Below are 13184 nucleotides of genomic sequence, written 5' to 3' on the forward strand. Positions count from 1 at the left end.
TAATCGCAATTCGCGATCTGTGCAGGACTTAAGACCGCCGATCATAGCCCAAAACAACGCAATAAAAAATAAGGAAGACAGTGTTAATCAGTTTAATGTGCGTATGTGCTTATTTATTGGGATCGATTTCCTCAGCGATTCTGGTGTGTCGGTTATTCCATCTACCAGATCCACGCTTTAATGGTTCTAATAATCCAGGCGCAACCAATGTATTAAGATTGGGAGGAAAGATCCCAGCTGCGCTGGTGCTCGTCTTCGATATTTTAAAGGGAACCATCCCGGTGTGGGGAGCTTACTTTCTGAAAATAGAGCCTGTATGGTTAGGTGCCATAGCCGTAAGCGCATGCCTTGGTCACATTTATCCTATTTTCTTCCACTTTAACGGTGGTAAAGCAGTAGCAACGGCATTTGGTGCGCTATTACCCATCGGCTTGTCATTGGGTGGGCTATTGATCAGTACCTGGCTCGTGGTGCTAGCGCTAACACGCTACTCTTCACTCGCAGCGATTGTCGCAGTCGCAGCTGCTCCACTTTACACATGGTGGATAAAACCGCTTTATACGGTGCCGGTCAGCTTTTTAACTGTGGTGATTATTATTCGTCATAGAGCAAATATTAAAAGGCTCTTGAGTGGTAAAGAGCCCAAGGTGGGGAAAAAGTCTAAAGATTAGACTTTTTCTAGACTATCCAGCGGCCAACGCGGTTTAGTCTTCATATCAAGTGGCGCATGCTGACCTGCTTTTAGGCGCTGCATTCCTGCATAAGCTATCATCGCCCCATTATCTGTACAAAATTCAGTGCGCGGGTAATAAACTCGCCCTTTCATACCAAGCATCATGCGCTCAAGCTTTTGCCTAAGTTCAGTATTGGCGCTGACGCCACCTGCAATCACCAAGCTTTTAATGCCTGTTTCTTTCAGTGCCCGCTTACACTTGATCGCTAGTGTTTCTACGACCGCAGTTTGAAAGGCATGAGCGATATCTGCTTTCGTTTGCTCATCATCGCCTTCATTACGGATCGTGTTTGCCGCTGCAGTTTTTAATCCACTGAAACTAAAATCCAGACCGGGTCTGTCTGTCATCGGTTTTGGAAAAGTAAATCGCCCTGCTTGACCCTGTGTCGCCATTTTCGCAAGCATTGGGCCACCAGGATAATCAAGACCGAGCAGCTTTGCGGTTTTATCAAACGCTTCACCAGCGGCATCGTCCACTGATTCACCAAGCACCTCATACTCACCGATACCCGAGACTTTGACCATCATGGTATGGCCACCAGAGACTAGCAGCGCAACGAATGGGAACTCTGGTTTATCGTCTTCAAGCATAGGGGCAAGCAAATGGCCTTCCATATGATGTACGGCAACGGCAGGGATCCCCCAACCAAATGCTAACGAGCGACCAATTGAGGTGCCAACCAACAAAGCACCGACCAAACCCGGCCCTGCGGTATAAGCAATGCCATCAAGATCTTCTGGACCACAACCCGCTTGGGCGAAAGCAGCTTCAATAAGAGGAATTGTTTTGCGTACATGATCACGAGAAGCAAGTTCAGGCACTACCCCACCATAATCGGCGTGTACTTTTACCTGAGAATATAATTGATGTGCCAACAGCCCTTGCTCATCATCATAAATAGCAATACCCGTCTCATCACATGAGGATTCTATACCCAAAATACGCAAGTTACTTTCTCCAAACTCTTTACTGCAGCCGCTGATTATACGAAATCAACTACTCAAGTTCCAAACCAATATTTGTTTGGCCGTCAGCTAGTGCCAAGGCCTTTAGCGACTTCACCGATTCGCTGCTAATACGTCCCATATTTTCCACATGTTCGATAAGCTCAGCGAGGATTTCAATTTCATACTGCATCTGCGGGTGCTCACGCACTAACTCATTCGTAGGAGATATATCTTCCGCCATCAACATAAACTCGATGTATTTAGCTACCGTTGCCTGAGAAATTTTGGCAACACTTACAAACTCATGTTCATCTTTTGTCATCAGGCCTTGTAACATGCCTAACAGCGCAGTCGCTACGTCGATTGCGGGATAGGTACCAAACATATCAAACTCACTGAGCTCAGGTACATTTGGTTCTACCTTTTCAACCAGCTTCTCTAAGCTAATTTTGCTCTTTGGCAGTAATATTTTCTCCCAAATTAAATTCAGCGCATTTCTGAGTACTTGCTCGTCGCCAAAACCCGTTGCCTCACTAAATAGTGAATAATTTGGCAACATACGTTCAATAATAGCAGCGCCTAAGACTGCTTTTTGAAGATAATTTAACTCTCTAATTCTTTGAAAGTTATTTGCTTTGCTCATGCTTATTTCCACATTGCCAGCAATATTCAAACGCTGGTCCATTTAATTCTGCACAGTGATTACATAGCCAATCCGACAGCTCGGCGGCACTGCGATGTCGTGATTTGTTATAGTTTACCAATATTTCCTGAGCCTCGGGTAACTTTATTGCATAAACAAAGAGCTTGATGGCAGCTTGCTCTGCTGGAATTTCACCAATAGCACCTGACAAATGCTCACCTTGTAAGCGAACCTGAATATTCGCTTGTTCTAGTTGACCTTTGAGTAAATGTGCTTCAACAAAGCCACTGATAGCGCACAATTGCACCCAATGAAAAGATTGTTCACTCATTGCATTATCTTCACTATTGAATTAGCACTCATTGTGCTCATTTGTTTCTTGATAAAATCGTTCATTATCATCACACTTAAACATCAAGCTATTCCATTAAAATACGACTATGACTCTAACAACACCGGGCCTATTATTCCCAGCAATTTCTTTATTACTGCTCGCTTACACCAATCGCTTTTTGGTACTCGCGCAATTGATCCGTGAATTAAACGCCCGAGAAGGCGACACCATAAGATCCTTGGTTAAAGCACAAATAGAAAACTTAAGAAAACGAATTAGATTGATCAGACGAATGCAAGTATGGGGTGTAATCGCATTTTTACTCTGCACGTCTTCAATGTTTGCCCTGTTTCTTGAAATATCCTTACTTGGCGTCACATTGTTTGGTGCGAGTCTGTGTAGCCTGACCTTGTCATTGCTACTTTCTCTTTATGAAATCCACATTTCTTGCGATGCAATCGAACTAGAATTGCAAAATATCGAGAAAAAACCTCAACAAGATTAGCGGCCTTGTTACTGCCGACTATACTAACGTTGAGTCAGCATAAAAAGAGGAGCAATCTGTGAGCGGATTTTTGTTCTCAGATGAAGTGCTAGAAAGCCCTACAAATAAAATGGCCGAAACCTACTGGGATATTCTGGTTGTAGATGATGAAGAAGACATTCACCAAGTGACTAAACTGGTGTTGTCTGGCTTTAAATTTGAGAATAAAGCACTGAGATTTCATCACGCCTACTCTGCACAAGAAGCAAAAGCCATCTTGGACACGGAGCAGAATATCTCTGTAGGCCTCATTGATGTCGTAATGGAAAGTAATCATGCAGGGCTTGATTTAGTGCGATATATCCGCGATGACTTAGCAAACTTTGATATTCGCCTTGTCCTGCGCACTGGGCAGCCAGGAGAAGCCCCGGAAGAATCGGTCATTCGCGATTACGATATTAATGACTATAAGAACAAAACCGAGCTCACTGCCGTCAAGCTAAAAACACTACTCTATTCTGCTTTACGGGCTCACCGGGATATTCAAACCATCGAAAAGCACAAAATGGGACTTGAACGCATTATTGATGCATCCTCAAACTTTTTGAAGTGTAGCAATATTCAGGATTTCGCATCAACCATATTATCTCATGTATCCGCTGTAATGGGATTATCTGATTCGGAAATATATTGCGCAGCTGCGGTAAATCACCAAGCCAACGAACCGACAAAATTTAAACTACTTGCAGCCTCAGGTGCTGGCGTAGAACCTAGTAATGTTACCTTGCCCGAGAATGTACAAAATCTGTTTATAGAAACACATAATAAAAAAGCATCGCTCAAAACCCGTAATGAATATATTGGCTATTTCCCTTCTAGAGAAGGGAGTGAAACGATGATTTATGTGAGTAAGGACAGCGAACTTCATAGCATGGACTTCCAGCTACTTGAATTTTTTGCAAACAATATTGCACTAGCCTACGACAACTTGAAGTTGCGTGAAACCGTCAAAGATTCTCAAAAAGAGCTTTCTTATATTTTAGGTGAAGCCGTCGAAAAACGCTCGAAAGAAACAGGCTCGCACGTAAAACGCGTGGCACATTATAGTATGCTTTTAGCTCAGCTTTACGGACTCTCTCACTACCAAGCAGAAATCATCAAACTCGCCTCTCCGCTCCATGACATTGGCAAAATCAGTATTCCAGATCAAATCTTAAATAAACCCGGAAAACTCACTGATGAAGAATGGATAATTATGCAGACGCATGCGCAGCAAGGGTTTGAAATCTTAAAAAATTCAACAAATGAGATTTTGCAGTGTGGCGCATTAATCGCGCATCAACATCACGAAAAGTGGGATGGTTCAGGCTATCCTAGAGGTTTAAAGGGAGAGCAAATTAACATTGTCGGCAGGATCACCGCTCTGGCAGATGTCTTTGATGCACTAGGAAGTGAACGGTGTTATAAGCCTGCTTGGCCACTAGATAAAGTAATAGATTTGCTAAATACTCAAAGTGGTAAACAATTTGAACCCAAATTGGTTGACCTTTTTCTAAAAAATCTGGAACAATTTATTGAGATACGTGACAGGTATCCTGACTAACTTTGTAATCAGAATGTAAAAACTTCACTTTCTTTTTCCCGTTTGGTGTATTATTATTGGGAAAAGACGTAATAAATGTGTTTTAGTTGAAATTAAAAGGAATTTCACATGAGATTTGAACAACTCGAGCAGTTCGTAGCATTAGGTAATCTAAGACATTTTAGACAAGCCGCAGAACAAACCCAGATCAGTACTTCAGCGCTTACTCGAAGCATCCAAACCCTTGAAGATGAAATAGGTTGTGAACTCGTTAAACGCTCAACACGTTCAGTAAAACTGACTGAACAAGGTGAGCTGTTCTTAAAGTATTGCAAAACAACCTTATCAGAACTCGATCTAACCAAGAAAACCATTAAGCAAAGCTTGTTTGGTCGTGATAACCAAAAGTTAATTATTGGTTATACGACTCAAGCTAGTAGCATCGTGCCAGTTTCTTGCGGTCAGTTTTTAGCTCAGTACCCTAATGTGAAGATCGAAATGCAGTTGCAAGATGAGTTGGAGCTTACTCGTAAGCTACAACTTGGTGAGATTGATATCAGCGTGTATTTACAAAGTGCAAATAGCATAGTGAGTGATATTCACCTGCCTGATCAGTTAGTTTTATTTGTTTCGAGAAATCATCCTCTAGCAAATCAAGACAGCATCAGAAAAGCCGAATTAACACAATACCCTATGTATGGCTGCTTCTCACAGTCGAAGCAAGTACAAAGTATGCTTAATGAAGCCGTTGATTCGTTAAACAAATCAACGAGCGTTAAAATTGGTAATATTGAACAAGTAATTGATGGTTTGAAGAATAGCAATAGCTTTGCAATTGCGAGTATCGAACATTCAAAAACTATCGCACAAGATCCTAACTTAGTTTTCTTAAAAACCAATAAGGCTTTGGATAGAGAACAATTGATTGTACAAACCAATCACCAAGTTGGCTCAAATGCGCATATAAATCACCTGCTTGAGCTAATTGAGGATGCAGCATCTTCATCTAGCAAGCATACAGTAACTTATTAGTTGCTAAACAGACGGGCAAATAATCTGTATTACTTGCCCGTTTTTAATTACTCGCTTTAGAGCGGTAAAAAGCCCAGTACGACCCCGACAAAAATCGCCAAGCCCACATAGTTATTGTTTAAAAAAGCCCAAAAACATCTGTCTCTATCTCTGTAGCGTATGGCATATTGTTGCCTAATAAGCAGCACAGAAGCTGCTAGTAAGCCGCACCAAAAAGCGAGATTCAAGTCAAACGTTACACCAACTGCCGCCATCATCGTAATGAATGTGATGTTGAGCAACGCAATAATATGAAGATCCCATTTGCCGAATAAAATCGCAGTAGACTTGACCCCTATCTTCAAATCATCATCCCTATCTACCATGGCGTACATAGTGTCATAAGCGACCGTCCATATTAAATTCGCAACAAACAATACCCAAGCAAGCACTGGCACATTTTGATTTACTGCCATAAAAGCCATCGGTATTGCCCAGCTAAAGGCAGCCCCAAGTACGAGTTGAGGTAAGTTTGTATAACGTTTCATGAAAGGATAAACAGAGGCTAACGCAAGCGCGCCAAGCGATAATACAATGGTTTGCCAATTTAAAAAAAGCACCAGAATAAAAGCGATTACAACCAAAAAGGCAAATAGTCCTAGCGCTTCTTTACTCGTTACAGCGCCCCTTGCAAGCGGTCTTGTCGCCGTACGCTTTACAGCCCCATCAACCTTGCGATCAGCAAAATCATTGATAACACAACCCGCACTGCGCATTACTAATACACCCAGAGCAAAGATTACAATAAGCCAAATACTTGGAACACCTTCAGCTGCAAACCACAGTGACCAAAGCGTTGGCCACAATAATAGTAAAGTCCCGATTGGCTTGTCTAATCGCATAAGTTGGCTGTAAGCCTGCCATTTCTGGTGGTCAATCATAAAAGCTTTCCGATATAAAGACTTCACAAACTAAAATCTTTGCTTTGCCGTTTTTAAACCAGCTTCTTCTAGCAAATAAACGCTCTGGGGCGACGCCAGTAGTGGGTGTAATTAGTTCAATCAGCGCCGGATAGTCGGCAGTAGATAAGCGAAGAAACTCAAGGGCTCCGCGCTGCCAATTTGAATCAGTAAACAGTAACTCACCCAAAGGTGTCTCACCGATTGCATCCATGCCTACAGTACATGCGTCCTCATTGAGCCAACTTTGTCCAAATACAGCTGCTTTACCGTTACAATTTAACGTTACTTCTCGGCACCAAACCTGTTCAGAAAGCTCTGTACGTAACGCATCTGGAGCGCTCCTGAACTCATTAGCAAGCACAGTCACAGAAAATTTATCACAAGTTTCTTTCAATTTTGCGGTTAGAGATTGGGTCTCTAGTAAATAAGGAGAAAGTGCTGGCTCAACATCCACCAACTGTGTGTTCTTCAGCCAAGGGAGCTCTAAGGGTAATTGCAAAGGCAACGTTCTATTTCCGTTTTAAAAATCCGCGGTCATAATAGCAGAGCAGAGGCTTTCTAAAAAGTTTATGTTTGTATTGAAGCTACCTGTAAAATCAACGCAATTATGTATAAACTAAGTAAAAAGTAATTTGTATTAGGATACCTAATTAAACATGAGACTGTTGGCTGTTGTACTCACATTATGCATTGCATTAACCACGGCTTCCCCTGTAAAAGCGGACTCAACTATTGGGTATTACGGATTTGAGCCAGATATCATCACAAACTACATAGGCCAGTCCAACAAAAAACTCGGTTATGTCCGTGTTACCGTTGACCTAATGTTAAATGACGTTGCAAATATTGCCGTGGTTGAACACCATACCCCTTTACTAAGAGATGCAATCGTACAGATCCTGAGTAAAGAAAATGAAGAAACCATTAAGTCATTAACTGGCAGAGAAGAAATCAGAAAACGCTGTGCTGAAAAGCTAAAGACACTGCTAAAAGAAGAAACGGGGCAGGAAATTGTTCGAGATGTGCTTTTTACCAAATATTTATATCACTAAGCGAACCAACTCATACAAGAACTCGGAAGCGCTAGATCCCGAGTTCGAAGTAACTAGCTATTCTCTTTGCGTTGCCTGTTGATAGGCCAAAATACCGCAACCAACATACCTGATAGCAATCCGAACAAATGCGCCCAGTTAGCCATGTTGATGAAAAACATATCCGTAAATCCAAACAGCATCCAAAGCAGCATAAAACCAATAACAGGCTTAGAGACCAAAGCCGCTCCTGCAGGGTTTCGATGACCAATTACCCAGCAAAAGCCTAGTAGTCCGTAGACCACACCACTTAGTCCACCAAAATTAGCGTCAACGAATAGGAACTGCATAAAATTACTGGTTAAGCCGGTTACAAAGTAGATGCAAACTAATGCCCAGAGACCTAGTTTCTCTGAAATTTGCGCGCCAAGGTGCAACCACCAGCTTAAATTAAAAATCAAATGTATGGCGCTAAAATGTATGAGTGTAGGCGCTATCCAAGTCCAAGGTTTATCTAGGGAGAAACGTAGCGCAGAAAAGATGCCATTAGCGTCACCAAACAACATGGCAACAAAAATAATAATACTGACACCAAAAACGCCCTGTAATAACCAGTTCAATCCCAAAAAGCGCTTTACTAAGTTTAAGTTTTGGCCTTGGTAGCTAAATAACCCTTGTGTACTTCCTGTTTGCCAAGAAGCCGCTTGATATAACTCTGCTTCAGGTTGCTCCAAAAACGTTTGCCAAAGACGCATAGCAAGCGCTTCATCACCACGCTCTAGCCAAACTTCAACTTGTTGCCCATCGTGACTTTGCAAAACACAATAAACCTCTTGCGTCTTAAAATAATCGACCGCACCTTGAGCTAGTCGTGCATTGTGATAATGGGCTATTAACTTCACTTTTCAATCTCGTTTGGCAATTCACTTGCCCACTGCGTAAAACCGCCATCCATACTGTAAACATCTTCAAAGCCTTGCTCAACTAGGTAGTTAGCTGCGCCTTGTGAGGAGATCCCGTGATAACACACCACAACAATGGGTTGGTCAAACTCTTTCTCTTGCATGAAATGTGCAAGATTAGCGTTAGATAAATGTTCGGCGCCTGGAATATGCCCTTGTGCAAAAGTATTTTCATCGCGGATGTCTGCTACCACTACATCATCATTGCCTAAAAGCGCTTGTGTGTCTGCTACTGAAATATGTTTAAAAGACATGTGTTACCCATTCAAAACTAAAAAATAAAAGACGGCTTAAGCCTTACCGACCTAGCCGTCTTTCTATTATAACTACTCATTCATGCACTAAGCAAAGTTGAGCATTAATCCCAATTCAGAATAACTTTACCTGATTGCCCTGAAATCATCGTATCAAAGCCAGTCTGGAAGTCATCAACATGGAACTGATGTGTAATGATTGGGTCAAGGTTTAAGCCTGACTGGATCAAACTTGCCATTTTGTACCAAGTTTCAAACATTTCACGGCCGTAAATACCCTTGATCACTAGACCCTTGAAGATCACTTGGTTCCAATCCACCGCCATGTCAGAAGGAGGAATGCCCAGCATTGCAATCTTACCACCATGGTTCATGCTGTTTAACATGCCTTTAAATGCAGAAGGAACACCTGACATTTCAAGCCCAACATCGAACCCTTCTGTCATACCAAGATCTTTCATAACCGTTTCGAGGCTTTCGTTGGCAACATTTACTGCTCGCGTAGCACCCATTTTAGTGGCAAGTTCAAGGCGATATTCGTTTACATCTGTGATAACCACATGACGCGCCCCGACGTGTTTCGCCACTGCCGCAGCCATAATACCAATTGGGCCCGCACCAGTAATGAGGACGTCTTCACCAACTAAGTCAAACGACAGTGCGGTGTGCACTGCATTACCGAATGGGTCGAAGATAGAAGCGAGTTCGTCAGAAATGTTGTCAGGGATCTTAAACGCATTATAAGCAGGAATAACTAGGTATTCTGCAAATGAACCTTCGCGGTTAACGCCTACCCCAATGGTGTTACGACATAGGTGAACGCGACCAGCACGACAATTACGACAATGACCACATGTGATATGACCTTCACCAGAGACTCGGTCGCCAATGCTAAAACCACGTACCTCTTGGCCCATATCGACCACTTCACCTACGTATTCGTGTCCCACAACCATTGGAGTTGGGATCGTGTTTTGTGCCCACTCATCCCATTTGTAGATGTGTACGTCGGTACCACAAATTGCTGTTTTACGGATTTTGATCAATAGATCGTTGTGCCCTACTTCCGGTTTTGGCACATCCGCCATCCAAATTCCTTCTTCAGCTTTCAACTTGGATAATGCTTTCATAGTATTCGCTCGTTAGCTGCACCGGCTTAAGCCGGTGGCAAAATTAAATGACGCCTAGGTCTTTACCAATACGGGTAAAGGCTTCGATTGCTTTGTCTAGCTGCTCAGTCGTATGCGCAGCTGAAATTTGTGTTCTGATCCTAGCTTGACCTTTTGGCACGACAGGATAAGAGAAACCGATCACATAGATCCCTTCAGCTAGCAGTCTGTCAGCCATTTCTGAGGCCACTTTGGCATCGCCTAACATAACCGGAATAATCGCGTGATCTTTACCCGCACAAGTAAAGCCAACAGCTTCCATCTTAGTACGGAAGTAAGCTGCGTTATCCCATAGTTTAGCACGTAGGGCATCGCCTTCTTTCATCATGTCTAGTACTTTGATTGAAGCAGTAACAATTGAAGGCGCTAGCGAGTTTGAGAATAAATAAGGGCGTGAACGCTGACGTAACCACTCTACGATTTCTTTCTTACCAGAGGTGTAACCGCCCGATGCACCGCCAAGTGCTTTACCAAGCGTTCCTGTAATAATATCCACTCGATCTAATACACCACAGTATTCCGGTGTTCCGCGGCCATTTTCACCGACAAAACCCACCGCGTGTGAATCATCAACCATCACTAAAGCGTCGTACTTATCCGCTAAGTCACAAACCGCTTTTAAGTTACAAATAACGCCATCCATTGAGAATACGCCATCGGTGGCGATAAGCTTGGTTTTCACACCAGCTTCATCAGCAGCTATTAACTGCTGCTCAAGATCAGCCATATCGTTGTTAGCGTAGCGGAAACGCTTAGCTTTACATAAACGCACACCATCAATGATAGAAGCGTGATTTAATGAGTCCGAGATAATTGCATCTTCAGGGCCTAAGATAGTTTCGAATAAACCAGCATTGGCGTCAAAGCATGAAGAGTAAAGGATAGTATCTTCTGTTTCTAGAAATTCACTGATCTTTGCTTCAAGCGTTTTGTGAATATCTTGCGTACCGCAGATAAAACGCACCGATGCAACACCAAAACCATGATCATCAAGGCCGCCTTGCGCCGCTTTAATGAGCTCTGGGTGATTCGCCAAACCTAGATAGTTATTAGCACAGAAGTTAATTACACTTTCGCCAGTCGATACTGCAATTTCAGCTTGCTGCTGAGAAGTGATAATACGCTCTTTTTTATATAATCCTTCAGCTTTTACTTCTTCAATTTGTTGCTGAAGCTGGCTGTAGAAGGCCGATGCTCTCATCTGGGAGTCTCCATTTTTTGCACGGTGATAGTAAGCTACGTATCGCCATAGGCGGTTGTCATTCTCACTATCAGAAGTTTACGCTTGTGCTAATTAGCTCAAGTTAATTGGAACGTACCAATTCAATCATACCTGGTACATTAAAAGATATCTTTATTTTAAAAGGTTCACACAATAAATGCACGATTTGCGACAACTGGCAGCAAACTTTATTTTACTCAGACAAACATAGTGCGGCTGGTACCTCCGCCAACGAAGCACATACTTTGTCCGCGAGCTGTTGTTGCTCTTGACTAAAACTCTGCCCAGACTCAACTAAAATGGCTGTTTTTACGCCAGCAGCGCGGGCAGCCTTGATGTCTGAGACTTTATCACCAATCATAATACTTTGCGCAGGATCCAAGTCATGCTCGGCTATCGCTTGCAGCAGCATCCCGGGTTCTGGTTTACGACAGTCACACTCTACTTTATATGGGCCTTGTGCCTTTTCTGGGTGGTGAGGACAAAAATAAACACCAGCGATGTCAACACCATGCGCCATAAACTGCGCGCACATCCACTCGCTTAACGCGTGAAATTGTGCTTCATCGTAGTAACCTCGGCCAATGCCCGACTGATTCGTCACGACCACAATTTTATAACCGGCTTTGCTAAATGCTTGGCAGGCACTGAATACCCCATCGATAAACTCAAAATCCGCAATTTTATGAACATAGGCGTGATCTTTATTAACAACGCCGTCTCTATCTAAAAATACAGCCTTATGCATAGGTTACGATCCCCTGCTCTTTTATTACCCGATCAAACATCGTAATTACTGCATCAACGGAAATTTGAGACATGAGTTCGCTACCCTTTACCCGTGTTCCCCACGGTAATTGCTCAGCAGTTTTGCCCTTTTGCGCAATGAGGTTTTGATGATAAACCTCAACCACATAGTCTTGATACATGTATGGCCCTGTGCGAGTTGGGTTGGAGTGAGCATACAAACCGATCACCGGCGTTCCAACTGTCACAGCCATATGAGCAGGCCCGGTATCAGGTGCTAGCACCAATTCGGCTTGCTCCAACACACAAAGTAGGGTTTTCAAGTCAGTTTTTCCCACTAAGTTTAATAACTCAGCTTGGCTGTGTTGTTGAATTTCGGCTGCTAAGTTTTGCTCAAGCTCCGTTGGGCCGCCCGTTATCACCACCTGAAACCCCAATGCAGCAGCATGATCTGCAACCCTAGCATAACGCTCAGGAAGCCAATTGCGCTCGGCTTTACTTGCCGCAGGCGATATCACAAAAACCTTGCCTTCAGGTAATAGCGATTTTGCCGCAGCTTGATGAGCTGCTGTCACTGGCATCTGCCATGTTGGCTCACCGCACTCAGCACCAATTGCACGGGCAAAGTTTTGGAAACCTTCGAGCACATGTGGCGACTGTTGAGGTGCGATCCGCTTGTTAATAAACAAACTGTGTAACTCTTTTGAGCGCCCTTTATCAAAGCCTATTTTTTGCTTTGTAGGAATAACTCGCGCAACAAGGTTGGCTCTTAACGCAACCTGCATATGTAGTAATACGTCAAACTTTTGCCCTTTGAACTTTGCCTTTAACGCCTTGAGCGCGGCTTTACCCTGTTTTTTGTCAAATACGACGAGCTCAACACCGGGTAAGTCAGCCAGCAACATGGCTTCCACTTTACCTATCACCCACGTTATTTTCGCTTGCGGATGTGCACGTTGGATCGCCTGTACAGCACTCACGGCATGGCATACGTCGCCAATCGCAGAAAGTCGCAAAATACAAATAGAGGTCAAGGATTTGCTCAAAACAATAGTTCTCATGGAAAGTAACAAGCGCTTGATCTTAAATTAATCAAACAAGT

General features: G+C 43.1%; 16 protein-coding genes. 5 read left to right on the forward strand and 11 right to left on the reverse strand.

Annotation, left to right across the window (positions count from 1 at the left end):
* Nucleotides 1-80 precede the first annotated feature (80 nt).
* The gene (gene plsY / locus BB427_RS19775; protein ID WP_083229914.1) at nucleotides 81-671 is read left to right on the forward strand and encodes a glycerol-3-phosphate 1-O-acyltransferase PlsY; all 591 of its coding nucleotides are present in this window, start codon (nucleotides 81-83) and stop codon (nucleotides 669-671) included.
* Here plsY and tsaD read toward each other — a convergent pair.
* From tsaD to BB427_RS19790, 3 genes are read right to left on the reverse strand one after another with little or no spacing between them, the layout of a single operon-like run.
* On the reverse strand, nucleotides 668-1681 hold the full coding sequence (gene tsaD, locus BB427_RS19780) for a tRNA (adenosine(37)-N6)-threonylcarbamoyltransferase complex transferase subunit TsaD (protein ID WP_010607631.1): 1014 nt from the start codon (nucleotides 1679-1681) through the stop codon (nucleotides 668-670). The two genes, plsY and tsaD, sit on opposite strands and share 4 nt — an antisense overlap.
* 49 nt (nucleotides 1682-1730) lie before the next feature.
* Complete coding sequence (locus BB427_RS19785; RefSeq protein WP_010374628.1) at nucleotides 1731-2324, reverse strand: YjaG family protein; 594 nt, start codon at nucleotides 2322-2324, stop codon at nucleotides 1731-1733.
* Nucleotides 2308-2655 carry a putative signal transducing protein gene (locus BB427_RS19790; RefSeq protein WP_010607629.1) on the reverse strand — a complete coding sequence of 116 codons (348 nt, stop codon included), beginning with the start codon at nucleotides 2653-2655 and terminating at the stop codon, nucleotides 2308-2310. The genes BB427_RS19785 and BB427_RS19790 overlap by 17 nt, the downstream gene beginning before the upstream one ends.
* A gap of 109 nt (nucleotides 2656-2764) precedes the next feature.
* On the opposite strand from BB427_RS19790, the gene BB427_RS19795 reads away from it, so the two are divergent.
* The 3 genes from BB427_RS19795 to BB427_RS19805 all read left to right on the forward strand — a co-directional run bounded on the left by BB427_RS19795 (nucleotide 2765) and on the right by BB427_RS19805 (nucleotide 5756).
* A complete protein-coding gene (locus tag BB427_RS19795) occupies nucleotides 2765-3163 on the forward strand; it encodes a DUF2721 domain-containing protein (protein WP_010374626.1) in 399 nt (132 codons plus the stop codon).
* A gap of 58 nt (nucleotides 3164-3221) precedes the next feature.
* Nucleotides 3222-4745 (forward strand): DUF3369 domain-containing protein, encoded by a 1524-nt coding sequence (locus BB427_RS19800; protein WP_039491371.1) that lies wholly within the window; start codon nucleotides 3222-3224, stop codon nucleotides 4743-4745.
* A 108-nt stretch (nucleotides 4746-4853) separates the two neighbouring features.
* Nucleotides 4854-5756, forward strand: coding sequence for a LysR family transcriptional regulator (locus BB427_RS19805; RefSeq protein ID WP_045988224.1), 903 nt, complete (start codon nucleotides 4854-4856; stop codon nucleotides 5754-5756).
* A gap of 56 nt (nucleotides 5757-5812) precedes the next feature.
* Here the strand turns inward: BB427_RS19805 and ubiA are convergent, their stop codons facing one another.
* Both ubiA and BB427_RS19815 read right to left on the reverse strand, forming a co-directional pair.
* Nucleotides 5813-6676, reverse strand: a complete 864-nt coding sequence (ubiA, locus tag BB427_RS19810; RefSeq protein ID WP_069022761.1) for a 4-hydroxybenzoate octaprenyltransferase — start codon at nucleotides 6674-6676, stop codon at nucleotides 5813-5815.
* Nucleotides 6669-7202, reverse strand: coding sequence for a chorismate--pyruvate lyase family protein (locus BB427_RS19815; protein WP_069022763.1), 534 nt, complete (start codon nucleotides 7200-7202; stop codon nucleotides 6669-6671). The genes ubiA and BB427_RS19815 overlap by 8 nt, the downstream gene beginning before the upstream one ends.
* A 151-nt stretch (nucleotides 7203-7353) precedes the next feature.
* On the opposite strand from BB427_RS19815, the gene BB427_RS19820 reads away from it, so the two are divergent.
* On the forward strand, nucleotides 7354-7749 hold the full coding sequence (locus tag BB427_RS19820; RefSeq protein ID WP_039491379.1) for a flagellar basal body-associated protein FliL: 396 nt from the start codon (nucleotides 7354-7356) through the stop codon (nucleotides 7747-7749).
* Nucleotides 7750-7802: 53 nt separating this feature from the next.
* Here BB427_RS19820 and glpG read toward each other — a convergent pair whose 3' ends face one another.
* From glpG to BB427_RS19850, 6 genes are all read right to left on the reverse strand, one after another.
* Entirely contained in the window at nucleotides 7803-8630 is an 828-nt protein-coding gene (gene glpG, locus BB427_RS19825; RefSeq protein ID WP_069022765.1) for a rhomboid family intramembrane serine protease GlpG, read from the reverse strand.
* Nucleotides 8627-8944: a thiosulfate sulfurtransferase GlpE gene (glpE, locus tag BB427_RS19830; protein ID WP_010374619.1), complete on the reverse strand. Its 318-nt coding sequence runs from the start codon at nucleotides 8942-8944 to the stop codon at nucleotides 8627-8629. Before glpE ends, glpG begins: the two co-directional genes overlap by 4 nt.
* 104 nt (nucleotides 8945-9048) lie before the next feature.
* Nucleotides 9049-10074 carry an L-threonine 3-dehydrogenase gene (tdh, locus tag BB427_RS19835; RefSeq protein WP_010607622.1) on the reverse strand — a complete coding sequence of 342 codons (1026 nt, stop codon included), beginning with the start codon at nucleotides 10072-10074 and terminating at the stop codon, nucleotides 9049-9051.
* A gap of 43 nt (nucleotides 10075-10117) precedes the next feature.
* Nucleotides 10118-11314, reverse strand: coding sequence for a glycine C-acetyltransferase (locus tag BB427_RS19840; protein WP_010374617.1), 1197 nt, complete (start codon nucleotides 11312-11314; stop codon nucleotides 10118-10120).
* 214 nt (nucleotides 11315-11528) lie between these two features.
* Entirely contained in the window at nucleotides 11529-12083 is a 555-nt protein-coding gene (gmhB, locus tag BB427_RS19845; RefSeq protein WP_039491386.1) for a D-glycero-beta-D-manno-heptose 1,7-bisphosphate 7-phosphatase, read from the reverse strand.
* Entirely contained in the window at nucleotides 12076-13143 is a 1068-nt protein-coding gene (locus BB427_RS19850) for a glycosyltransferase family 9 protein (protein ID WP_069022767.1), read from the reverse strand. Before BB427_RS19850 ends, gmhB begins: the two co-directional genes overlap by 8 nt.
* Nucleotides 13144-13184: the final 41 nt, after the last annotated feature.

Source organism: Pseudoalteromonas sp. BMB (assembly GCF_001709235.1).
Classification (GTDB): Bacteria; Pseudomonadota; Gammaproteobacteria; order Enterobacterales; family Alteromonadaceae; genus Pseudoalteromonas; species Pseudoalteromonas maricaloris.

What these genes read in the sequence shown, in the direction of transcription:
- BB427_RS19795 (WP_010374626.1), top strand. Translation starts at nt 2,765, where the DNA reads ATGACTCTAACAACACCGGGCCTATTATTCCCAGCAATTTCTTTATTA.
- BB427_RS19790 (WP_010607629.1), bottom strand. Translation starts at nt 2,655, where the DNA reads ATGAGTGAACAATCTTTTCATTGGGTGCAATTGTGCGCTATCAGTGGC.
- tdh (WP_010607622.1), bottom strand. Translation starts at nt 10,074, where the DNA reads ATGAAAGCATTATCCAAGTTGAAAGCTGAAGAAGGAATTTGGATGGCG.
- BB427_RS19840 (WP_010374617.1), bottom strand. Translation starts at nt 11,314, where the DNA reads ATGAGAGCATCGGCCTTCTACAGCCAGCTTCAGCAACAAATTGAAGAA.
- glpE (WP_010374619.1), bottom strand. Translation starts at nt 8,944, where the DNA reads ATGTCTTTTAAACATATTTCAGTAGCAGACACACAAGCGCTTTTAGGC.
- BB427_RS19785 (WP_010374628.1), bottom strand. Translation starts at nt 2,324, where the DNA reads ATGAGCAAAGCAAATAACTTTCAAAGAATTAGAGAGTTAAATTATCTT.
- ubiA (WP_069022761.1), bottom strand. Translation starts at nt 6,676, where the DNA reads ATGATTGACCACCAGAAATGGCAGGCTTACAGCCAACTTATGCGATTA.
- BB427_RS19850 (WP_069022767.1), bottom strand. Translation starts at nt 13,143, where the DNA reads ATGAGAACTATTGTTTTGAGCAAATCCTTGACCTCTATTTGTATTTTG.
- BB427_RS19820 (WP_039491379.1), top strand. Translation starts at nt 7,354, where the DNA reads ATGAGACTGTTGGCTGTTGTACTCACATTATGCATTGCATTAACCACG.
- BB427_RS19805 (WP_045988224.1), top strand. Translation starts at nt 4,854, where the DNA reads ATGAGATTTGAACAACTCGAGCAGTTCGTAGCATTAGGTAATCTAAGA.
- gmhB (WP_039491386.1), bottom strand. Translation starts at nt 12,083, where the DNA reads ATGCATAAGGCTGTATTTTTAGATAGAGACGGCGTTGTTAATAAAGAT.